Genomic DNA, 21,325 nt, shown 5'->3' on the forward strand with positions numbered 1-21,325 from the left:
GATTGAATTAAGAATAATTTTTTTAGATAAGCCTGTTGCAGTTTTAGCCATAGCTTCCAAACTTTCAGGCAACTGCACTAAAATATATTTAACATGATGAGCATTAAGAACATTATGGAGCATCACAGCATGTCCTGTCGTTCCAGAACCCGCAAAGAAATCCAAAACAATATCATCCGCATTTATATTTAATGCTTTAAAAAAATCTACTAACAGTTCTTCATCTTTAGGATTAGTAAAAATATTTTCTCCAAATAAAACTCTTAATCTTTTAGATGCAACACGGCCATCTTTAAAACGTAAACTTGTTAGACTTTTCATCTCTGTATTTTTCAAGTACGTTTTTAAACAAGGTACTGTTGTTTCATCAACACCAAAATGCACACCTCCACTTGCAATTAATTCATCCATTGTAGATTTTGGACAGAACCAACCTCTTGAAGGCTTTTTAACATTCTTCTTAGTTATAGGATGTTCAACTTCATATACATATTGCCCAACATTAGGCCCTGAAATATTGTCAGGGAAATAAACGCCTTTTTCATCCATCCAACTGTAATGCTTACTATCAACAATCGGATTAGAGTCAGGAAAAGTCTTATACCAATCTAAAGCCGCTTGATGGATTGCTTTCCAATCATTACCAAACTCATTTTTGAATTTTTCAAAGGCTCTATAAATTTCATCAATACCCTCTTTTTTCTCGAGCCACTCGCCTTTATTTACCGATTTATTTTTTGTAAAAAAAACAAAATATTCATGCTGTATAGAAATATAGTCTTGATCGTTTTTACTACTATTCTTCCAAACAATTTCTCCACAATAATTTTCTTCTCCAAAAATTTCTTGTGCTATTTTGACTAAATTGACATGCTCATTTTCATCAATAGAAATTACTAAAACACCGTCATCTTTTAAAAGAGATCTCGCTAACAAAAGACGTGAATACATCATATTTAACCAATTGGAATGCTTACGACCTGCTTTCTCTTTAGCTGATGTTAATATATTACCTTCTTCATCTTTTTGTCCTGTATATAAAAGATAGGTATCTAAATTTTCTTGAAAGTTATCTGGGTAAATGAATTCACTCCCAGTGTTATACGGAGGGTCAATATAGATTAGCTTAACCTTATTGGTATAACTCTTTTGCAGAAGCTTTAAGACCTCTAAATTATCACCTTCAATAAATAAATTTTGAGTCTTATCCCAATTTATGCTTTCTTCAGAACATGGCAACAGTGTTCCAAGCGAAGGAGTTAATGCAGATTGACGTGCTTTCTTCTTACCATGCCAATTTAAGCCATATTTTTCTTCGCCTTCATCTAAAACCTTCTCGTCTCCAAGTAATTGACGTAAAGTTTCAAAATTGACTCTCCCCTCGGAAAATACTTCAGGAAAAATCTGCTTTAGATGTTCAATATTTTGATGAACCAAATTTTCACTTTGGTTTTCTTCAAGACTTATTTTCTGCATAACGATTACTTCAAAATTTAAAAATGGGGATGACTCAAATTTATATACGACGAACAATCGTCTGAATTTCATCTTTCAGTTTATGTAGTTGCACATTAAGTTCAACCTGACGACCTAGTTGCTTTTCTTTCTTTAGTTTATTGGAGATTTCTACTTGTCTTTTTTCCAATTCAATTAAATTTTTCAAAGTACTAATACGACTCTCTGTGGAGAGATGATCATTTTGTGATGAAAGCTCAAAAGAACCACTATATCCTGCACATTGTAAGGCAATTAGGCGTGCTTTTATCGAATCATAAAAATGATAAAAGCTTTGGAATGATAACTGAGATACTTGCATACTATCGAAAAAATTCTGCTCCACTTCCGACAATTGCGCTAAATTCAGCCAAGGTGAAATGATACTTTCTTCAAGTACCCACTTTTCTTTATCGGACTGATTAGTACGCTTATGCGTTACCCCAAAACTTAGGTACTGCACATCTCCATTTTCAAAGTGAAATAAGATCACCAATGGATAAGGAATGGAACGATTAAAAAATTGTTGAATCCGTTCTATGTTCTTTTTATCCTCTAGTTTCACCAGTAAGACCGCAACTTCTAAATATTCGCGAATTTCAGTTTGGTACGCAGGAATGTTGATCGTGCTCGGCTTAAAACTATATAACCACGTAATTTTAGATATGTCTTTTTTTAAACATTCTCTATCTTTTGCATCTAAAATATTTTTATGACCATCATTTGCCTGCTCAAACAGTTTCTTAAAGACTGTTTTATCTACTTTGCATTTCTCAGGGATATTTAACTGATTCAAAAAAACATCGAGTAAACTCATTTTTTATCCCCTGTTTTAATCTGTAATAACCAAATAAGAAACAACTGTGAAATCCTCTAGGTTTTGACTACCTGAGATTGACAACACAGTACCGCCCTTATGGAAGAGGCTTTCTATACCCTTCTCTTCACTTTTCCCCTCAATACTCTCAATCGCTTTGACTAACATTTTTTTAAATAAAGTCGTATCCTGCCCCTGTTTGGTCATTAAATTGACCTGTTGGTAAGCCGTTTGATCGACTTGAACTTTAGCTAAAGAGGCTAATTTAACAATATCTAAAATTTGTTTGAGCTGGTTATATTGATGTACAACGTCTAAATCAAAACTAACATGTATTAAAAAATATGGATGCAAAGGATAGTGATCACTAATCTGCAGAGCATCTTTGCCCATTTTTAAGCTTTTCAGGCAGAAAATAATTCCTTTTGGAATATCATAACTATCTTTAAATTGTTGAATAGAGATAGCTGAAAACAGCCCAAAAGGCATAGCCTCTAACTTTTGTAAATTATTCGGTGTATTAAGGTAATTCGATAGATCTAAGCGGAAATCATTTAAAGTTAAATCAGTGAGTGAAATCCCACCTGCTATATCTTCTAAGTCTATAACGGCATCTTTAAGTTGCTGTAACTGTTTTTTTCTATATTCCAAATCATTCATTTGAATATTATTAGGATCGATAACGTTTTCTTCACCCGTTGCCGAAATATCTAATAACACCATGCGTCCTGAAACTTTAGCTTCAAGATTAATGTACTCATCTAATTCCATATTAGGCCAGAAATTAATTAATTGTATTTGTGCATTCTTAGAGCCTAAACGATCAATACGTCCAAATCGTTGGATAATTCTGACTGGATTCCAGTGAATATCATAGTTAATCAAGGTATCACAATCTTGTAAGTTTTGTCCCTCACTAATACAGTCAGTTGCGATCAGTAAATCTATTTCATTCTCATCAGAAATAGTTGTTTTATTACGTTCTTTAGATACTGGAGAAAAGGCTGTAAGTAATGTATTAAGATCCGTTCCTAATCCTTTTAATGTTGTTTTATTCGATCCGCTACCAGTAATGAGAGCACTATGGATCCCTAAAGTATTTACCACCCAAGATGATAACTCTTTATAAAGATATTCAGCCGTATCCGCAAAAGCGGTAAATACAATTAATTTTTTATTGTCTCCATTAATTGGATTTTCGACTTTAAATAGAATTTCCTGTTTTAGCTTCTGAAGCTTAGCATCTCTTGAAATATCAATTTCCTGTGCAATTTGCAGAATCGAGGTTAAGAATATTTGATCTGCGGCCAAATCTTGCTTAAAGCGGATCAAATCCATATCTTGCAAAAGCACTTTGGTTTTGTTACCAATCAAATAAGGTTCAAGCTCAGAGGACTCAAACTCTATATCTTGAATGTCTTCAATATTTAAAGCTTCAATATCGCTATATTCTAGTTTCTCTATTTTATCGAGAAGGCCTGTGACTTGATTGACTAGCTTTGCAACAGTAAGTGTAAACGAATGAATCGAGCTTTCCATACGCTTCAATAAATTAACGCGCATTAAATGAATTAAGCTTTCTTCACGGTCAATCTGTTTAAAGACGCCTTTACCCCCTCCAACAGCTTTATCATATTTACGAGAATATTCCTCTTTTTTATCATTTCGAACATACTTCAGTGGCGAGTATCCTGCCAAAGTCAGTCGGCGTATTGTTTTATTCACTTCTTTAAGTGGTGGAAATTCTGCTTTCAGGTCTAAATCAGCATAAATATTTTTGGGTTTTAAACGTTCAGGAAATTCACCTATATCTTCAACACCATAATATTTTTCGATATGCTTTCTCGAGCGAGCAATCGTGACAATATCCAAGAGTTTAAAGTAATCAAAGCTCATACTGTCTAATAGGTTTGCAGTTGTTCGCTCATCTACTGGTAGTTTAACCCATTGATTGAACTGCTTCTGAGCCAGCATTAAAGTCCTTTCTATACTCTTAATGCCCTGGTCTATAAAAGCAACATCACGTCCTTCTGTAATGAATGCAATTTGATTTTTCAAATCGTTCATTCTGTTATTTACTGGTGTTGCTGATAACATCAATACTTTGGTCTTAACACCAGCTCTCAGTACCTCATTTAATAACTTTTCGTATCGACTATTGCCAGTCACTTTAGTCGGTGTATTTCTAAAATTATGTGATTCATCAATCACTACAAGATCATAGTTCGCCCAATTCAAGGTTTCTAAATTAATTTCACTAGAAAAGCCTTGGGTACGTGTCAGATCTGTATGGTTTAAAACGTCATAATTGAAGCGATCTTCAGCTAGGATATTGCGTTTATCGTTGATGGTATACATCGTCCAATTATCACGTAATTTTTTTGGACATAAAACCAAAACGCGATCATTACGTAATTCATAATACTTAATTACAGCTAAAGCTTCGAATGTTTTACCAAGCCCTACACTATCAGCGATGATACAACCATTAAATTTTTCAAGCTTTTCAATAGCCCCAACCACCCCGTCTTTTTGGAATTTAAAAAGCTTATTCCAAACCATAGACTGTTTAAATCCAGTCTTACTTCTCAATAATTTTTCTTGATCAAGATCACATAGAAAGTTATTAAAAATATTAAATAATGTCAGTAAATAGATACTCTCTAAAGGCTGATCCTCTATGAGCGTTTCAAATCTTTGGACAATTTCTTTTTTTATATGAATTAGATTTTCCTGATCATCCCAGAGATTTTTAAACCATTCCAAAACTCTATGAGCAAGTACAGCATCATCCGTGTAAGTAATCATTTGCTGTTTTAGTGGAGTTATTTCACCCAACCCTTCTGGACTAAAAGAGGCATCTCCATAAATCGCAGATATAGCATCTCCTTTTTGGATACAAATGATGTTGTTAGATTCAGCAGCACGCTGATTGACAGCCATCTCGACATGAGTCTCATTAAGCCAATCCAAACAATTCAGAGCTACTCTTTTTTGATCTAGCTGATTTATTAAGCCTGTATCTTTTTCACAACCTACCAATGGTTGTATACCATCAAATGACTGAGATATAAGGATTTTTGACTTTTTAATACCAGATAATTCTTTTCTTAAAGCATCAAAAGCATAGATCGTGAATTTACTTGACTGCATCGATAAGGTAGCATCTATACTATCAATTTCTTTCAACTTTTCACTTACCGTTTCTGTCTTATTATCAATTAAAATCACAATTAACCCTCTTAATTATTTTAAATAACTATTTATATAATTTTGTAGCTCGAAAAAACTATCACTTTAGACAACAATTTTAAGATCCCAGAGAACATACCCATTCTCTTTAGCCTGTCCATAAGCCCAATTAGCAACACTATGTGAACGTTCAATATTCGTCAAAAAACCCATCTTTGATAACCCATCTGTAATAAGGCAATCAAAGTTCTGGTTTCGTTCTTGCCACTGTAACAAAAACTCTTCTGATGCCAAGAAATCTCTTTTAGCCGAATTGCATTTTTCATCTGCAAGTACAAAATTATGACCTGTATCTGCCGGGTACATCGCCCAAGGTATGAAATGGTCTACAGCCCATCTATTTTGCTTAATTGGCTTTTGGCAGTAGAAACATGTACATGCCTGTAAATCAACCAAGAATTCCCCTACTTGACGAAGTTGATTTCGGCTTGGTTCAAACATGAATGTTGCCAAATCAGGCAAGCCATCTAGAACCAATAAATTACTTTTATTTAACCTGACAAAATCGACCCACTTTTTCTGGCATAACTCTTCAATAATTTCACTGAATTGACGTAAGCAATACATTACATTTGGCAAAAGTATGAGTTGTTTTCGAGAATCTTCTAAACGATATAAAAACTCAACATTCTGACCTTTCAAATTTTGTAGGTAATTTACAGGCATCTTCTTTACAATATCAGCCGCTTTCTTTTTCAATTGCAGCCAGTACACATGATCTCGTCTGGCTAAAGCAAGAGATTTATAACGTTGTTGAGCATTATTAATTAAACTGATAATTCCTGCTTGCTTGCCATTATTCTGTTGTAATAGGAACGGTTCATTTTCATTAAAATGAAATGGAAGCGTCTGCTTCCAGTATAAATCTATAAATTTTTCTGCAATATCCAGATAGTCTAAAATTAAGCTTTCTCCAGTATCTTTTCCCTGTTCAATCGCCAGGCGGGAAAGGCTCATCAATAAAGCAAATTTATAAGTCGAAGAAAAACTGCCTGAATGCAAAATTTGCTGAATCTGTTTCAGAAACTTGAGTTGCTGCTGTGGTGTAGGTATAGATACTGACATTATTTATTCAATTTTTTTGAAATAAGATATTGAGCCAATCTTCATTATGATCGGGACGCTTATCAATAGTAATCCATTGTTGTAACAGTAAAATATTATCAAATTTTCTTAATAAGCTCTGTGTTTGTGATTCGTCCATATCCGTAAATTGTCTTCCATCCTTATAACGATCTCCCGCACCATATTTAAATGACATATAGCAGATACCATTCACTTTTAATGCTTTTAATATTTTTTCCAGTACATCAGGCAAGCGTTTTCTTTCACAATGTAAGAGTGATGCACAAGCCCAAACTCCATCATACTGATTTAGTTCAGACAACTCATAGAAGCTCTCAAAGCGTACATCAATTCCAGTCAAATGGCTTGCCTTATCAACCAGTTCTTTTGAATAATCTGTTGCTGCAACCTTATAACCTTTATTCTTAAAAGCTAAGGTATCCCTACCTGAACCACAACCTAAATCAAGTATATAGGCATTGTCAGGGAGATAGCGTAGAAATGGTTGATATAGACTCTCCATATCTACTTTAAATGTAGAATTGAAAAACCCCAATGCATTGATATCGTAATAATCTAAAGTTGGTTTCATTTATATCATGAGTAATTTTTTTCGATTCTATCAAAAAAATAAGGGAGCAAAAGCCCCCTTTACTTTCGCTGTTCAAGCTTAGTTTCAATCCACTGATGGATTTCCCAAGCTGACCAACCAATACGCATTTCAGTCAACCGTATAGGCTGAGGAAATGTCGGATCGTAATATTTCGAGTTCTTATTAATCATCTCATAGATCTTTGATCGGCTTAGAGCAGTAAACTCAACAACATGCTTGATGTTAATAATTTGGTTCATCTGAAAAGTTTGACCTGTAAACGCATTCATGATGTTTAACTCCTAATCATTGATGCGAGCAGTAATTGCTCAAATGATAGGTCTCCTGAATAAAAAATTACTTGATCCAGTCTAGTCCAATGCTGTCTAATTCAAAGCCTGCACCGACTGTTGCAACCCTTTCTGGATATCCTGAACACGGTCAACTTGATTGGGTGTGTCTTGGGCTTGCTGATCAGATTCATCTGAGTAAAACTCCTCAACAATATCTAGTCCCTCCTCACCACCCACCTCAAAACTGGCATTGCCATAGCCCTTCCGCGCTACTTGATCTAATTCCTCCTGATAAAACCCTGCTGCCTTGCTTTGTTCACTGATTTGCTTGGCATTGCTAATCGCTTCTTGTAAGTTGATACCCTCCCTTAAAGTCAAATCCACGTAATAGATCGGAGTTCGGTAGCTTTGCGTGGTGCTCTTGCCTCTAAGAGTGAGTTGTAATGGTAAACATGAAAGTAAATCACCTGAAGCTGAACTGTAATAACGTAGTCGCGCTGCCAGAGTTCGAATACTATTAAAGCCAGTGGTTCTAAAGATGAAGGTGCCAAATTCATCGGATTCATCTAGGTTGACGTAAAGTCTGCCATAAGGTTTACATAGTCCGCCTTGTGCCAATGGACATAAATCAGGTGATGGACAAGGATGTTTTTCAATGCCATTTTGTCCAAGTCGTTGGCAAGTTTCTCCATTGCCTGAACAGATTAATCGTCCTGTTTGTCGATCAAACAGGCTGTACTCTGCCCTTAAATTTAGTTCAGGATCATTAAAGATCATCCTCACTGGAATGCTTCTAAGTTTTTGATTCGGTGCTTTAGCTCGGAGTTGTTCATCTAAAGGATGTTTGACCCATCCGTCTTTCCCTTGAATTTGACTGGTAATCGTAAATTGATCATCCTTTTCAGGGACACGTTTACCGTTCTTTTCCACGATCTTGCCGATACTGATACGACCAAGAACAGGCGGAGTAATTGCTAAACCTTTAATCATGGTGATGTCCTCTATATAGGTGTTGAGGTGATATTTAAATTTTGGGCATAAAAAAATCCCATATCTGTTGAGATATGGGATCGGGTTATTTGATGTGGTTTTGGTGGTTGATACATTGTTGGGAAATAAATGCTGGAATGTGTAGCTGCCCTATCCACCATTCGGATAAATTTGAAATCTTCGTGTCCCTACTTTGGTTTGTGGGAATTGTTGTAGATATTCAGGGTATTGTTTCAGTAACGCTTTACTATTTAAGGTGGTGGCGTCTTGTGCCTTCTTCCATGTCACTGAACCGCCTGTAAATACCGCGCGCTCGGCATCTTTCATCAGCATTTGTATTTGATGTTTGAGTTCATCGAAATACTGTTGGTGTTGTTCAAGTCTTTGTCGCTCTTCTAACAGTTGGTTAAAGAGATAGTTGGCTTGTTCATTTTGAGTCAGGTCTTCTACGGTTAATGGGATTTGTTCTGGATAAAGTTGTTGTAAGGCTTTGGCTGCTGAATCAGAAGCATCGACAATCGGTGGAATACCCGACTCAACACATTGCCAGAAGTGGCGTTCCGCATTGATGATGTGCTGGATCACGGTTTCACTACGGGTCACTTTAAAGATTTTGGTTTCATGTCCACAGATCAAGGCACAGATATGCGCTGCCTGTTTGCCTGTGACAGCGAGTTGATGTTGGACTTGGCAAAGTACATACAGCGGTACACCATCTCGCCAAAGCTTTGCACCATATTCTCCAACCGTTTTACATTCTAGAATCTGAACTTCATCGCTACCGACTACAGCATAATCCAAATTTGCCAACATAAAGTGCTTGTCTTCATCAGGGTGTTGTAATACTGCATTGACACGACGCACTTTGTTATTGGTGTGCATGCTGTAGTATTCAGCTACTAATGGTTCGAGCTGTTTCCCCCAATACAACGGTGCATAGCCTGCACTTTCATCTTCGATGTTCTGTTGCATTCGACCTGTTTTGATCATCCACAGTTCTAACATCGACATATAGGGATTGAGTCCGCAAGCGGTTGCAGCATCACTACTGCCGATGCCTTGTTTGCGGATTTCAAGCCATTGTTGATAGTTGAGTTGCTTGGTGTTGGCAAGCCGTTTGGCTGCGGGTGTTTTGGATTTTCTTGGTTGTTTATTTTGGGAATGTTGAGCTGAATTACGTTTGCTTCGAGTGCCCACTTCCACTTGTTGAGTGAATGGATTGATATTCGGTGGGTAGGCTTGTAATGGGGGTTGGTTTAATGCGTTTTGAATGTGTTGATGACTATTCATAATGGCGCGATTCCTTTTTGAATAAAGTATCGTCACCACAGCAACCGCTAAATTTCAGGCATAAAAAAAGCCACCTCTGAGCGTGGCGAAGGGTCTTGCACTGCGGCTATCGTATAACCACTGGCTTAGGCTAATGGTAAAAGCTTAAATGAAGCTGAAATTTGAGTCACTGTGGTGGGATAGGTTGTAAGGGAAATGATGGTTGAGTTTGATAGTAGTTGGGCTAAGGTTAAGCCAACATACGTAAAGCCTGTTCCAAGCCCCGTTGTTTAATCGCAGCCCCCGCCCCAAACCATGCTGAATCCAATCGATGATCGGTACTCATCGCTCGTCTTTCGTGGTCAGTGAATTCCGTGATTGCGCACAGTAAACCGTACGCTGTGTCTTTGGCTGAACTGAGTTCTGCACCTCGTCCATGTCCGTTGAACATGGTCATGACTTTTGACATGGCGCGGCCATTAGGTTCAGTTTTAATGTCGGATTTTAGCGTTGTATTGGTTTGTCCAAGTTTAGGCAAAGCTGCATTGCGATAGTATTGAATGATACTGTCCTCTTGATCCGCCACACTCAGATTGCTGTTGTTAAACACCGCATCAAAGTAAGCCGCCGCTTCTTGTTGCGTGACTTTACGTTGACTCAGTTGCTTCATTTCATACATGTGTTCATCCCATGCACGCACTGAAATGCCGAGTTGATGTTTGACTTTCTCTGCATCAAAGCGAGTACTGTGGGGAACTTTGACCACGCCCGTATTGCTTGAGCTGTTGTTATGGGCTTTCAGTGCAATCGCTAAGGTGTTGTTACACACCACACGAATAGAGGTGAATTGTGCAGTGGTCGCCAAGGTACCATCACAAGCGGTCGCCAAAAGAATATAACCATTACTGACATCTTTACCTTTTAAGGCTGCGCTTTGTCCAGTTTTTGCCAATGCCCAGAACTTCTTACCGCCTTTCAGCACCCCTGCGGTTTCGAGTTCAAATCCCGATTGTTCGCTTAAGTCTCGATAGAAATTTAAGATTTCCATCGGTTGCACTTCTTGGAAGCGTTGACTGACCACAGATAAAGGTGCGTGGGTATCGGAGCGATACAGTACCCGTTGTTCTTCAAAGGGTAGAATGATGTCTTGTCCGCGTACGTTCTGTGCCATGTAACGAACATCAGACGTTTCAATACGCCAGTCCATACCCGCTTGTTGTGCCCAAACTTCAATCGGTTGATTGGGCGTGAGTTGATTACCTAGCCCATGCCAAGGGGTTTGACCGACAAAAGCCATACTGTCGACTAAATGTGCCATAAAGCATTCTCCTGTTGAGATTAAATAAAATTGTGAAACTGCAATTATTCGAAAGGACGGCTGTGATGCATGGGATAAGTAGTCTCTGGCTCATATTGAAAAGCCAAAGCAAAGCAATATTCACATTCCAAGCATTGATACGAAGTTTGCCCACGAGCTTGAGCAGGAATGGATGGTGTCGGAGGTTGAGTCGGTGTGGCATCCTGTAAATGATTGAGTAGACAAGCCGCACATCCCACCGCCCCGCCAATCACCGCCCCAATAATGAGCAGCATTGGCTTTTGTCCTTTCAACATACGGGCACCTGTGGCTCCCATCGCGGCATAGTTGACCAGGTAATGCATCAAGCTATGCATCGGAGGTTTAGGAAAGTTTGATTGCGTTGGGTTCGGTGGTGGTTGGAATTGCGGTTGTGCAATCATTTCAACCTGATCACTGCCACACATGGGACAACAAATTTTGGACATATTGGATCTCCTGAGATAAAACATCAGTCATAAACGGGCATAAAAAAACCTGCCGCGATGGGCAGGTTTTTTTGAGTTTGTGTTGGGTTGGATTTAAAGCTTGGCAAGCAGTTGTAAGAGTTTGATGACATAGACCTGTAGCGTTTTTTGTAATACTGGATGTTGATCACGCTGCATGATTAGCCAAAGCAGTGTTGCAATGAAGACACAGCACAATAAACAGATCAGCATAAATCTGCGCTTGTTCATGGCGGTTGTCTATTGGGTAACTTTCGGTCGAGCTAAGCTTGATTTGGTTTTACAGGGGCGAATGCTTTGAATGTATTGCCCATCACCGGTATCGTTATAGAAACCGTGTTTGGACTGAATTTCGAGACACTGGCCCTTTTTAAACTGATCAATTTGCTGCGCGACTTTTTCAGGTAAGGCATAGTAGTTCAAGATCACTTCACCCTTTTTGGTATTGAAGATAATCGCCTCCTCACCTAAGCCAAGGTCCTGTTTTAAAATAATCTGTTCCGTCTTTGCCATCGCAGTATGCGTGATCAATAGGCTGAATGCCGCAAAGCTCAAGTAAGCTAAACGTGTTGTAATTTTGGTTTGAAACATCTTCATGATTTTATTCCTGTCATGATTGATATTGGGGTCAACTTAAAAACACGGTTGATAACCTTCTTGCAGTACTTGTTGACTAGTTAGATTCCAACGCACCACATACCACGTACATTGATAACGATCTGAATCCCAAGCTGCACGATAAGTCAGCTCATTACCTTGCTGATTCCAGCCTTCTACACGTTTTTGGACTTGATCACGATCAGCACGTCCCCACTCCTCCATTAAGTGGCTTCGCAACATCTGATCAATCTCAGGCAGCATGCTTTTTAAATCTGCCGAAGCAGCTTGTATCGGCTTTAAGCCATAAGTAGAAGGATTAGAACTCAAGGTTTGATCTTCGTGGTATTCGCCATCAACCTGCATGCTCAGTTGTTGTCGTTCGGCGTTGCCCGTTGAAGTTGAGGATTCAGCTTCAACGAAGTCTGTACTCATGGAGATACCATCTTCCCCCATGTCTAAATCAGCGGATGTGGATGGTTCAGTTGTTGTAGCTGTGCTTGAATGAGATGCTTGGGATTGTGTCGCTGCGAGTTGTGCCAGTTTTAAATCTGTTTGACGTTGTTGCTGTTGGTTATATAACACTGCTACGGTCAGTAACACAATCATGCCGCAGACAATCAATACCCAATGCATCGGTTGTAGGGTTTTCGTCAAGCTTGAATCGGTAGAATTTCTATTCATATTTTTATCCTTTTTGTCTTGGTCTTTCTCTTTATCTCAATAAAGCTTCACTCTCCCTGTTTGAATCAAGGAGAATGATTGCTATCAGGTTTGAGGTGTGTGCTAGAAAAGCCAACGTACAATTGCCAACGGCCACATCAATCCTTTGATCAAGAACAGCAGGCAACTTAAGTAATCGACACCGACATAACCGCCTTGTAATTCAGCCGTGCGTTGCATCAACATCGCGGCATAGACAATGGTCGCGATCAGATAAAAGCCAAAGAATTTTTTCATGGTCTGACCTACTTCTTGCAACTTGGATCAGTTATGGCAGGTCCAGGAGTGACTTTGCCATTCGCATCTTGGGTCGCCATGATGTGACAACGATTGATCTTGGCAGATGCAGGTTTGTCAGGGGCTTGCATCCGCTGTCCCGTATAGTCTTGACGGGTGGCTTGACGCACTTCTTCAGAACGTACAAATACCGTTTGCCCTGTCTCGGCAATAATCAATTGCATCCGACTTGGTTTGTAATAGGTATTACGTGGACAACCGCCTTCATTGCGTAACGCACTGATCAGAAATGTCTGACGAGTTCGCTGACGTTCATAGCCAACATAAGTACAGCGCAGTTGTACTCCTCCCTCAACGCCGACCAGTTGTAAGGGATAGGTGTATTCTTGATAGCTGCCTGCTTGGGTCGCTTGTCCAAGCAACAGTGCACCGCCTAAAAGTGCGCCAGTACAGAGAAGTTGTTTTAAGGGATTAATAAAGCTTGAATTCGTTTGAAGCGTTTGTTGTTGAACGTGTAGATGTGCTGTCATTGTTAATATCCTGAAGACTAGATAGGGTGTAGGTAGCGTCCTACTTCATCTAGATGTTGTGTATTTGAATATTTTTTATTTACGTTTTTAATGTGGGCTGCTGCTTAATACTCAGCCTGCCAACCACTACTGCCTAAATTAAGCAGAACGGATTGTGCTTGTGTCATGCTTTGATCAAGTACCGCATCGTAGCGTTCCACTACGACCTCACAGTCATACTGGTCATAAGCTGGGCCATTGCCTGGCTGCCCTTCAAAGGGATTACTGCGGATGCATTGCTGTAGTTTGACTTGTACGATGCTGTCATCCTGTTGTCGCATGGCATGTAAGGCATCATTGGCGGTCGGTGGAATAATGGCTTCACGAGATTCGCCACAAGCACTCAGTCCAATTATCAATGCGATGCTGAGTAGTAAAGGACGGCTTAGTTGTAAAAATAGCTTACTCATCAGATGCTCCTTGTGTCTCAACGGAGGTGTTGGCTAAACCAAAGCGGTAATCAATCTGCTGTGGAATCGGAATATCTGTACTGCGTAAAAGCTGTCGCGGCTTGGGATGGTAGTCGCGTGTGCCATCCTCACGTCGGGTCACTTCCTGTTGTTCTTGATAAAGGTCATAACCTAACTGCTGCGGTTGGAAACGATAAACAATAGGTTGCGGAATGGCCGTATCTGAGGAATAAGCGGAGAGGATGAGCTGTTTGACCGTGAGACGCTGCCCTGCATCGAGTTGTAAGAGATAACCCAGACAAGTGCCTCGTTTTAAATCATCCAAATTGCTTTTGGCTTGGGCCAATGGGTAATGCAGTTCTACTTTCAGTACTTCGACCTGTTGTCCATCAAAGTTCGGATTATAGGCTTGCGCCAATACCTCTTTTTCGGTGACATAGGGAATGCTGGTGCGCAAGCTTAATGTTTCATGGTCTGCATCATATTCAATCGCGTTATAGGCATCTTGATCATCGGCATTAAAACAAACGGGGGCATGTAATACATTCAACGCCAGTTCTAAATGACTGAGATCGACTTTCAGTTTTCCCGTCAGTTGTTGATGCTGTTGCTGTGCTGCATCAAGCCGTTGTTGATAGTCTGCTGTGGTTTCAAGTTCTCCTTGTACTTCAATCGAGTTTGGAGATTTCAAACGCCGAAAGTAGTTGATCATCAACTGATTGGCTTGCGGATAGGCATCAGTGTGTCTGAGATCAACAGGATTGAAGTCTTCTTTAAAGCGTCTACGTTGACTGCCCAACCAAACTATCTGATCAGGTTTGAGTTTGAGTTGCTGACGGAATGTTTGCCAGTCTGCTTGTTGTTGTTTGTCAGTAAGCTGTTGATGAAAGCTCTCTAATGGACCGTCATCGACTGCATCACTAGAGGCTAAGGGCTGTAACTGTTCAGCCGTTACTAACACGGGTACAGGATTGGATTGAGTTTGAATGCGTTCAGATAAAGCCTCGGCTTCATCTGGGATATAAACATGATTGTCTTTTTTTGAGCATGCCGTGACGCACAAAGGCACCATCAGACACGCCACCCAAATCGGGGCATGTGCCATAGAACCACCTTTTATTATTCGTCGTTATAGATCAGATCTAAACGTTATTGAGTGGAATCGGGCAAAGCACAGCCGTGAGATCGTCTTGCCAAAGGCAATCGAAATAAAAAGCACAATCGGTATATATTTGGAAATGGCAAAGCCAAAAGATAAATGTCAGTATGCATAGCGGACTCCTTTGTTTCAAGAAAGCCTACCAAATCACTGTCAATTGATGGTGGTAGGACGAAAGAGGGTTGACAGACTGGTAAACAAAGAAACCAGCACGCGCAAGCGCGTCCCCCCTCCGCCCTACCATAGAAGAAAGGGGGACGAACGGGTACACGACACACAAAAAATCAATTTCGTATCTCGTCTTTGTTTAACTGGGTCTGTCAAAACCCACTGGCAATGTAGGCCAGCACGCCAAGGATAATCGCTGCTTACCCGTCGGTCAAGCAACGGGTGTTATGGCTGCTCAGGAAATCGTAAGTTGGATAACGCTATGATCTCTCTCAGCTATTTGATAGTGAAATCTGCTTAAGCAATCGATGAATCATTTTTAACTTGAGTCTTGATCATTCGTTTGATTATGATTCTCAAAACACAAGACAATAATTTTTTTGAGATCACTCATCGTGTCAGAACAATTTAACTTTGTTTCAATTAAAAAAAAGGCCAACATTCATTTTAATGGTTCGTCGATTAGCCATGTGCTCATTTTAAAAGACGGCAGCAAAAAGACACTCGGTGTCATTCTGCCTTCAGAACATCCCCTCACCTTTAAGACTCATCTCGAAGAGCGGATTGAAATTATCTCAGGCACATGTGCAGTTCAAATTGGAGATCAATCTGAAGTTTCCACTTACAGCTCAGGCGAATCTTTTATTATTCCACCCAACAGTGAATTTACGATCCAGTCTGAAGACGTTGTAGATTATGTATGTCACTTTGAACCGCATTAAACTTGTTTTTATTATTTAGCTTAAATAAGGGAAGCCTCCTCATGGCGGCTTAACCCCTGCGTTTCAATTCAACTATTTATGTTGAATGAGCTGACCACTGAATGACTCCATACCACGATCCCACACATAAAGATTGGTTGCATGCTCTTTAAGTGAAGTCATTCTGACATCTAAACTTTCAAGGTTTTCTAATGGGGACTCCATATCATCATTCATAAACGAGGGTACTGTTCGATTGCCTTGAACATCAGGTTTAAACTGTTTTTGCTCCAGTAAAACCCCTATGCCATCTGTGACATCCGACCAGATCTCCCTCAACTTTGCACAGTAATTTGTCTCTTCATCATAGAATGCTTTTTGGAAGGTTAAGTAGTAGCGCACCACATAGTGTTGATGTTCTGGATCACGATAAATCTGATAAAAACGGTACAGCACTTGTGCACGACACCATGATTTATCCATGAGTCGTCGCTCAAACTGCTTCAATGCTCGACTAAAACTTTGAATATGACTCAGCTCTTGTGCTGTTGGATGCGGGTGCATGGTTAAATAGAATTTAAGATCAGGCGCATCCACACTCAGTCGATTTATGTTTGAGTATTGGTCCATCAATTTCTGGATCTTTTTCTCATAAGCCGCATTACACTTATTTAGCATTTCTTGAAAGCCAATGCTTTTAAATAACTTTTCTAATTTATTGAGTATCTTCGACACTAAGTCAGCCCATTGTTTCTCATTCTCAGGCCAAATCTGAAATTCTTCCTGTTCCGCGACACATGCATAGTACGCGTTGCTAAATTGGGTCACCCAAAACCCAAATTTAAATTCTCGATGTGAAAACAGCAAATAATGCCAATCCTGACAATACTCGAGGAATGAGCGTCGCCAAGTCTTTCTTAAATCGCTATCAACCAGTGTTGCACGCTTAAGTGCAATATAAAAATCATGTACATCCTGCTCTAATTTTGGAGCAACGAAGAGTTCAGCTTGTTTGAAATTCATGTCAAAAGTCGTCCTATGTGATTCATTCATAAGACGGCACTCGATGTATTTTTTTACTGACTCACTTGCATTCAGACTTCAATTGATACTGTCTCCCATGCGGTTGATATTCCCCTTTACTCAAACAACGCATTCTTGCATAGCTAACCAATAAGCTTTGATCATATTTGTCCTCATTGGCAAAGTAATTCAACAGAAGCATCACATTGTCAGTCATTTGCTTATCGTCACGATGCAGCATACCCAATGCGAGACGTCCCGTTTGCAGATAACGCTGCTTGTATTTAACGGTATTACAATTGTTGCCTATTGCACCTTCCCCAACAATCTCTTGCCATTTATCAATCACTGCTTGTCCAAGAAAGGTATCGTTCTGACGCTTTGAACCGTTATAGATGAATAGCAGATGAGCATGGAATCCTTTGTCCCTCCCTTGCTCCAGTTTAAGCACATATCCTTTCAACTCAGTAAAACACCCCTGCTGGTCTTTAAGCAATTGTCTTAATTTTTGGATATGCTGATAAAAGTCCTGTAAACCAATCTGACCATGCTTCTCCTTTGTATAACTTAGATCAACACGAACCAATAACAGCTTGTGATGATCGTTGATGATGGTTTGCATATAGGATTGAATTGATTCGCGATTACGTTGTTGCTGTTCTTTATAACGTTGCAAATGCTCCTTTACCTTGTCACGTTGACTCAAGATCAACTTTTGTAACTGATTCACTTGCTGTGCATCGAATGTACTTATTTCATCGTAAATACGTCCATCCAGCATTTGCTCAACAGCCTGCATCAGTAGAACAAATATCTCAATGGTTGCAGCATAGCTAAGTGATTCCTGATGGTACTGCTTGAAGCGTACAATCAGTTCTTGAAGTAAGTCGAGGAAGACAGCATGTTCAACATAGTGGTTAAGATTACATTCAATGAAGTGATGTATATCGGATAATACGGAAGCTTGATGAATGTGGTCAGAGAGTCGCATGAATATGTTCCAATCAAGGTATGTCATATCTCAAGCAGTAGAAGTATTTTTTTATTGTAGTCTTTACCAATAAGAATTCTGATCATCAGTAGATTCACATTTGATCTTAGGGATCACCTGTTCATCATCGCTTTAAATACTTAGTTGTGATTGAAGTCTATAACAACAACTCACCTAGTGGTTGAGTTGTTGTATGTATGATGTCTACTAAGTAATTAAGGTATAAGAGAATAGATACATAATTAATTAATAATACTATTTACCGACTTCAACGCTGCCGTAGTTGTTTGCACATCACCGTATAAAGACAATTCTGAGACATGCTGAGCATCGATGACAAATCAAAAAAATAAAAACGAGAGTTAAGCGGAAAAATAAACTCTTCACATTGATCAACTCATCATTTTAAAGCTTTTGGCTTAGATGACTTCCTTCTTGGCTTATAGCCCTCACGGCCTCTGATCACACGCTGCTTTAAGATCAATTCGGATGGCAACCAGTATAGATCTCGATGCAACACCAAATAAAACGCCTGATGTAAACGTCTTTCTAGTTCTTTTTCTATTTTCTTACGATCACTGACGGGGTCAGAAAACACTTCTTCCCCAAAAGCTTGAAACCATAAATACTCTTTAAAGTTAAACTTTAGCTCGTTCGATTTATCCCAATTTTTGTACGGGCTTGTAACGGCTTTTTCCAAGGCTTTATTCAACTCATCACGCAGCTCTTCTTTTCTTGCAACATAACGCTGATCCATAAAAAACATAAGACTCACATGCGCCTTACATTGCTGATTCTGAAATGATATAGACTCCCACCCTCCCCAATAACCACGGATGGCTTCTTTAGCAAAATCCGTCCTAGACAATAAATCTATCCCTTTCGTTAAAACCTCATGAAAGAAATTGATATCAAGCTCGGAATCATTGCTTAGTGTAAATTCAATATCAACTACAATATCTTTCGTTTGATCACTACGGCACTGACGACTATAACGTACTAAATTTTCGTACGAATTCTGCCTAGATCTTATTTGAGTGCTATACCAATCTTTCAATGTCAAATCAGATTTAGCAGGCCTATTTATTTTCTGCTCAAGTAATCTTGTGAGTTTTTTTAGAAGAATACTAAAAAATTCTGGTTCAGACTCATCTTGTTCCAACATTCCAAAAGAAGCTGACCGCTTAGCGATTATTTCATCAATTCTCTTACGCAGATAAGGTACTAATTCATTGATTGGTTTTAAGTAAATTAAATTTATTTCATCAACTAAGGAATTGTAAAAATAGTACCGGTTTAGTCCAGGCGAAATAATATCTGTTGTGGTTGCTTCGATACCCAAATACTCAAATATTATGACAAAGAGCCCAACTCTAACCCCTAAGTATTCTGCATTTAGAATTAACTCTCTTCGCTTTTGCTTATAGGCTTTATCTATATCAGCAATTACTTTGCCTATTTCAGTTCCACTTTTCACTGCGGATGAACCATCACTTACAACAAAAGCTGGAATTTTCCATTTAAAAGCACATAGAACCATCAAATCAATTTTATATAAAAACTCCTGTAAATCATTTTCTTCAGGATCATCCTTATCCGATAATAAACTATACAAAAGTTTAATGTCTTTTTGTTGTTTGATTAGAGGTTTCGTTAGCTTTAAAGACTTTTCCCATTCATAATTTTTTTCATTAAAATCTGTTCTGTGTTCGATTTTCCGCGGACTTCGCTTCTTTCTTAGCTCCTTTTTTATCTCATTTGGGTTTTTATAGAGCCTAGGCCCTAAGTCTACCAGTTTAGAAATCAGATAATTTTTATTTGAAGATGCCATTGTAAGGGAAAAATAATTTTCAACTGTAAAAATATAATTCAATACCCCTCCAACAAAGCACTTATAGGAGGAGTTGCTCTGTTCTATGGTGCCTGAACTCATTTGTAAGCTTGTAAGTAGTGGATTGAGAAATGTTATTGACTCAAGAAAACCTTTACCCTCAGTCTCGAACCAAATACGTTCAATTGATTGAAAGTATGATTTCGGAGTTAAATTTGCTTGCTGATTGAATACAAAAATGTATAAATTTTTAAATTTACCTTTTCCTGCATACTCGGCCTTTCTAATAAAAAATGACAACTCAGTATGTTCCTCAAAAACTTGAGATTCAAATCTAGATTGTTTAGCTTCGCCTATTGTATTTAATAGAATTAGTGATCTTGATTCAACATCCACACACACGATTTTCAAGTGAATATTAGTTTTAAAGCTCTTCTCAAATTCCTGAAAAAATGAAGCCTGTATCTCCGAATGTTGATGTGGGGGAAATTTGTAATTCTCTATATATGGCTTAAGCCTAGCCTCCAATCCATTTAAATCATCAATAGAAGGTTCAGCATCTTTCACCTCCCAATTTGATTGATCTACCATGAACCTACGAAAATTTGGCATTTCTCTGTAGAAATTTTGCAAAAACTCATAACAGTTCTTCGAACTTATAAACACAAAGAATGGTGAATCTTTTTCAGGTCTAATTCGATCAACGAAGCCTATACCCCCTCCCACCCCCAAAGTTTGCCAACCATTTTGTTGACCAAGCTTTAGCAATAAATTCCATAATTCAAGTTTTTTATACTTATTTAGATTTCCTCCATGAGAATAAACTACGATTAAAAATTCTAAAAGTGCAATAGAATATCTAAAATAATTTAATGCTAATTGCTCTTCATGACTAGAGTAATTTTTCATTAAACGCACAAAATAGAAATCGAGTATCCTCTGTATTTTTAGCTGAATTTCAGCATTATTTTCTCCTAAATGCATAAACTCCCCTTAGACTTATCTTTCAACACAGTTCAAATAGCATACTTTTTCAAAATAACATGTTTTGACCAGTTAGCATTCAAAAATAAACGTACAAAATTGAAACCACTTAATTCCTTTAAGAAAATTATTTTGAACATGGCACCATCTCAAGTGTTAAAAAAAAGACCATGTGTAGTGACATAGTATTTTTTAATTTACGTTACTTTTCACTTATAAATAAGCGAGAATATAGAATAATTAATGCACAGCAATTTTGTAAATCCATCTATGATTTTCAGTTAATCCACCCAATATATTGACCGATTTACGTAGTTGTAGAAGCTCTAATCTTTGCTACTATAGGAATATTCCATC

General features: G+C 38.6%; 21 protein-coding genes. 1 reads left to right on the forward strand and 20 read right to left on the reverse strand.

Annotated features, from left to right (window positions below; all coding sequences use genetic code 11):
* The 17 genes from R5R67_RS03020 to R5R67_RS03100 all read right to left on the reverse strand — a co-directional run.
* Positions 1 to 1,476 (reverse strand): site-specific DNA-methyltransferase (locus R5R67_RS03020; RefSeq protein ID WP_318754748.1); only part of this gene is annotated, 1,476 nt, incomplete at its 3' end.
* A gap of 40 nt (positions 1,477 to 1,516) precedes the next feature.
* Positions 1,517 to 2,311: a DUF4391 domain-containing protein gene (locus tag R5R67_RS03025; protein WP_318754749.1), complete on the reverse strand. Its 795-nt coding sequence runs from the start codon at positions 2,309 to 2,311 to the stop codon at positions 1,517 to 1,519.
* 15 nt (positions 2,312 to 2,326) lie between these two features.
* Positions 2,327 to 5,542, reverse strand: a complete 3,216-nt coding sequence (locus R5R67_RS03030; protein ID WP_318754750.1) for a helicase-related protein — start codon at positions 5,540 to 5,542, stop codon at positions 2,327 to 2,329.
* 66 nt (positions 5,543 to 5,608) lie between these two features.
* The gene (locus R5R67_RS03035) at positions 5,609 to 6,628 is read right to left on the reverse strand and encodes an HNH endonuclease signature motif containing protein (RefSeq protein WP_318754751.1); all 1,020 of its coding nucleotides are present in this window, start codon (positions 6,626 to 6,628) and stop codon (positions 5,609 to 5,611) included.
* Positions 6,629 to 6,635: 7 nt separating this feature from the next.
* Positions 6,636 to 7,220: a class I SAM-dependent methyltransferase gene (locus R5R67_RS03040; protein ID WP_318754752.1), complete on the reverse strand. Its 585-nt coding sequence runs from the start codon at positions 7,218 to 7,220 to the stop codon at positions 6,636 to 6,638.
* Between the two features lie 59 nt (positions 7,221 to 7,279).
* Positions 7,280 to 7,510 carry a helix-turn-helix transcriptional regulator gene (locus R5R67_RS03045; RefSeq protein WP_318754753.1) on the reverse strand — a complete coding sequence of 77 codons (231 nt, stop codon included), beginning with the start codon at positions 7,508 to 7,510 and terminating at the stop codon, positions 7,280 to 7,282.
* A gap of 96 nt (positions 7,511 to 7,606) precedes the next feature.
* The gene (locus tag R5R67_RS03050) at positions 7,607 to 8,503 is read right to left on the reverse strand and encodes a hydrolase or metal-binding protein (protein ID WP_318754754.1); all 897 of its coding nucleotides are present in this window, start codon (positions 8,501 to 8,503) and stop codon (positions 7,607 to 7,609) included.
* A gap of 150 nt (positions 8,504 to 8,653) precedes the next feature.
* On the reverse strand, positions 8,654 to 9,793 hold the full coding sequence (locus R5R67_RS03055) for a YqaJ viral recombinase family protein (protein ID WP_199964066.1): 1,140 nt from the start codon (positions 9,791 to 9,793) through the stop codon (positions 8,654 to 8,656).
* Positions 9,794 to 10,022: 229 nt separating this feature from the next.
* Positions 10,023 to 11,090, reverse strand: a complete 1,068-nt coding sequence (locus R5R67_RS03060; protein ID WP_199964065.1) for a DUF932 domain-containing protein — start codon at positions 11,088 to 11,090, stop codon at positions 10,023 to 10,025.
* Positions 11,091 to 11,134: 44 nt separating this feature from the next.
* Positions 11,135 to 11,557 carry a hypothetical protein gene (locus R5R67_RS03065; protein WP_199964064.1) on the reverse strand — a complete coding sequence of 141 codons (423 nt, stop codon included), beginning with the start codon at positions 11,555 to 11,557 and terminating at the stop codon, positions 11,135 to 11,137.
* Positions 11,558 to 11,650: 93 nt separating this feature from the next.
* A complete protein-coding gene (locus R5R67_RS03070) occupies positions 11,651 to 11,806 on the reverse strand; it encodes a hypothetical protein (protein ID WP_199964063.1) in 156 nt (51 codons plus the stop codon).
* A 9-nt stretch (positions 11,807 to 11,815) separates the two neighbouring features.
* The gene (locus R5R67_RS03075) at positions 11,816 to 12,172 is read right to left on the reverse strand and encodes a hypothetical protein (protein ID WP_372552443.1); all 357 of its coding nucleotides are present in this window, start codon (positions 12,170 to 12,172) and stop codon (positions 11,816 to 11,818) included.
* A 36-nt stretch (positions 12,173 to 12,208) separates the two neighbouring features.
* Positions 12,209 to 12,856: a hypothetical protein gene (locus R5R67_RS03080; RefSeq protein WP_199964062.1), complete on the reverse strand. Its 648-nt coding sequence runs from the start codon at positions 12,854 to 12,856 to the stop codon at positions 12,209 to 12,211.
* Positions 12,857 to 12,958: 102 nt separating this feature from the next.
* Positions 12,959 to 13,132, reverse strand: a complete 174-nt coding sequence (locus R5R67_RS03085) for a hypothetical protein (protein ID WP_171293787.1) — start codon at positions 13,130 to 13,132, stop codon at positions 12,959 to 12,961.
* A gap of 8 nt (positions 13,133 to 13,140) precedes the next feature.
* Positions 13,141 to 13,662 (reverse strand): hypothetical protein, encoded by a 522-nt coding sequence (locus R5R67_RS03090; RefSeq protein ID WP_199964061.1) that lies wholly within the window; start codon positions 13,660 to 13,662, stop codon positions 13,141 to 13,143.
* A gap of 104 nt (positions 13,663 to 13,766) precedes the next feature.
* Positions 13,767 to 14,111 (reverse strand): hypothetical protein, encoded by a 345-nt coding sequence (locus R5R67_RS03095; protein WP_262443593.1) that lies wholly within the window; start codon positions 14,109 to 14,111, stop codon positions 13,767 to 13,769.
* The gene (locus R5R67_RS03100; RefSeq protein ID WP_262443592.1) at positions 14,104 to 15,216 is read right to left on the reverse strand and encodes a hypothetical protein; all 1,113 of its coding nucleotides are present in this window, start codon (positions 15,214 to 15,216) and stop codon (positions 14,104 to 14,106) included. Before R5R67_RS03100 ends, R5R67_RS03095 begins: the two co-directional genes overlap by 8 nt.
* Positions 15,217 to 15,833: 617 nt before the next feature.
* Between R5R67_RS03100 and R5R67_RS03105 the strand changes: the two genes are divergently transcribed.
* Positions 15,834 to 16,160, forward strand: a complete 327-nt coding sequence (locus R5R67_RS03105) for a pyrimidine/purine nucleoside phosphorylase (RefSeq protein ID WP_112987136.1) — start codon at positions 15,834 to 15,836, stop codon at positions 16,158 to 16,160.
* A gap of 72 nt (positions 16,161 to 16,232) precedes the next feature.
* Here R5R67_RS03105 and R5R67_RS03110 read toward each other — a convergent pair whose 3' ends face one another.
* The 3 genes from R5R67_RS03110 to R5R67_RS03120 all read right to left on the reverse strand — a co-directional run bounded on the left by R5R67_RS03110 (position 16,233) and on the right by R5R67_RS03120 (position 20,968).
* On the reverse strand, positions 16,233 to 17,162 hold the full coding sequence (locus tag R5R67_RS03110) for a hypothetical protein (protein WP_199964058.1): 930 nt from the start codon (positions 17,160 to 17,162) through the stop codon (positions 16,233 to 16,235).
* Between the two features lie 61 nt (positions 17,163 to 17,223).
* The gene (locus R5R67_RS03115) at positions 17,224 to 18,153 is read right to left on the reverse strand and encodes an inovirus Gp2 family protein (RefSeq protein ID WP_262443591.1); all 930 of its coding nucleotides are present in this window, start codon (positions 18,151 to 18,153) and stop codon (positions 17,224 to 17,226) included.
* Positions 18,154 to 18,553: 400 nt separating this feature from the next.
* Positions 18,554 to 20,968: a hypothetical protein gene (locus R5R67_RS03120; protein ID WP_262443590.1), complete on the reverse strand. Its 2,415-nt coding sequence runs from the start codon at positions 20,966 to 20,968 to the stop codon at positions 18,554 to 18,556.
* Between the last annotated feature and the right edge of the window lie 357 nt (positions 20,969 to 21,325).

The sequence above is a fragment of the Acinetobacter sp. OYA S30 genome, assembly GCF_033599315.1.
GTDB classification, from domain to species: Bacteria; Pseudomonadota; Gammaproteobacteria; order Pseudomonadales; family Moraxellaceae; genus Acinetobacter; species Acinetobacter baumannii.

What these genes read in the sequence shown, in the direction of transcription:
- R5R67_RS03055 (WP_199964066.1), bottom strand. Translation starts at nt 9,793, where the DNA reads ATGAATAGTCATCAACACATTCAAAACGCATTAAACCAACCCCCATTA.
- R5R67_RS03090 (WP_199964061.1), bottom strand. Translation starts at nt 13,662, where the DNA reads ATGACAGCACATCTACACGTTCAACAACAAACGCTTCAAACGAATTCA.
- R5R67_RS03045 (WP_318754753.1), bottom strand. Translation starts at nt 7,510, where the DNA reads ATGAATGCGTTTACAGGTCAAACTTTTCAGATGAACCAAATTATTAAC.
- R5R67_RS03085 (WP_171293787.1), bottom strand. Translation starts at nt 13,132, where the DNA reads ATGAAAAAATTCTTTGGCTTTTATCTGATCGCGACCATTGTCTATGCC.
- R5R67_RS03070 (WP_199964063.1), bottom strand. Translation starts at nt 11,806, where the DNA reads ATGAACAAGCGCAGATTTATGCTGATCTGTTTATTGTGCTGTGTCTTC.
- R5R67_RS03120 (WP_262443590.1), bottom strand. Translation starts at nt 20,968, where the DNA reads ATGCATTTAGGAGAAAATAATGCTGAAATTCAGCTAAAAATACAGAGG.
- R5R67_RS03040 (WP_318754752.1), bottom strand. Translation starts at nt 7,220, where the DNA reads ATGAAACCAACTTTAGATTATTACGATATCAATGCATTGGGGTTTTTC.
- R5R67_RS03110 (WP_199964058.1), bottom strand. Translation starts at nt 17,162, where the DNA reads ATGAATTTCAAACAAGCTGAACTCTTCGTTGCTCCAAAATTAGAGCAG.
- R5R67_RS03025 (WP_318754749.1), bottom strand. Translation starts at nt 2,311, where the DNA reads ATGAGTTTACTCGATGTTTTTTTGAATCAGTTAAATATCCCTGAGAAA.
- R5R67_RS03080 (WP_199964062.1), bottom strand. Translation starts at nt 12,856, where the DNA reads ATGAATAGAAATTCTACCGATTCAAGCTTGACGAAAACCCTACAACCG.
- R5R67_RS03115 (WP_262443591.1), bottom strand. Translation starts at nt 18,153, where the DNA reads ATGCGACTCTCTGACCACATTCATCAAGCTTCCGTATTATCCGATATA.
- R5R67_RS03060 (WP_199964065.1), bottom strand. Translation starts at nt 11,090, where the DNA reads ATGGCACATTTAGTCGACAGTATGGCTTTTGTCGGTCAAACCCCTTGG.
- R5R67_RS03065 (WP_199964064.1), bottom strand. Translation starts at nt 11,557, where the DNA reads ATGTCCAAAATTTGTTGTCCCATGTGTGGCAGTGATCAGGTTGAAATG.
- R5R67_RS03075 (WP_372552443.1), bottom strand. Translation starts at nt 12,172, where the DNA reads ATGAAGATGTTTCAAACCAAAATTACAACACGTTTAGCTTACTTGAGC.
- R5R67_RS03035 (WP_318754751.1), bottom strand. Translation starts at nt 6,628, where the DNA reads ATGTCAGTATCTATACCTACACCACAGCAGCAACTCAAGTTTCTGAAA.
- R5R67_RS03100 (WP_262443592.1), bottom strand. Translation starts at nt 15,216, where the DNA reads ATGGCACATGCCCCGATTTGGGTGGCGTGTCTGATGGTGCCTTTGTGC.
- R5R67_RS03050 (WP_318754754.1), bottom strand. Translation starts at nt 8,503, where the DNA reads ATGATTAAAGGTTTAGCAATTACTCCGCCTGTTCTTGGTCGTATCAGT.
- R5R67_RS03095 (WP_262443593.1), bottom strand. Translation starts at nt 14,111, where the DNA reads ATGAGTAAGCTATTTTTACAACTAAGCCGTCCTTTACTACTCAGCATC.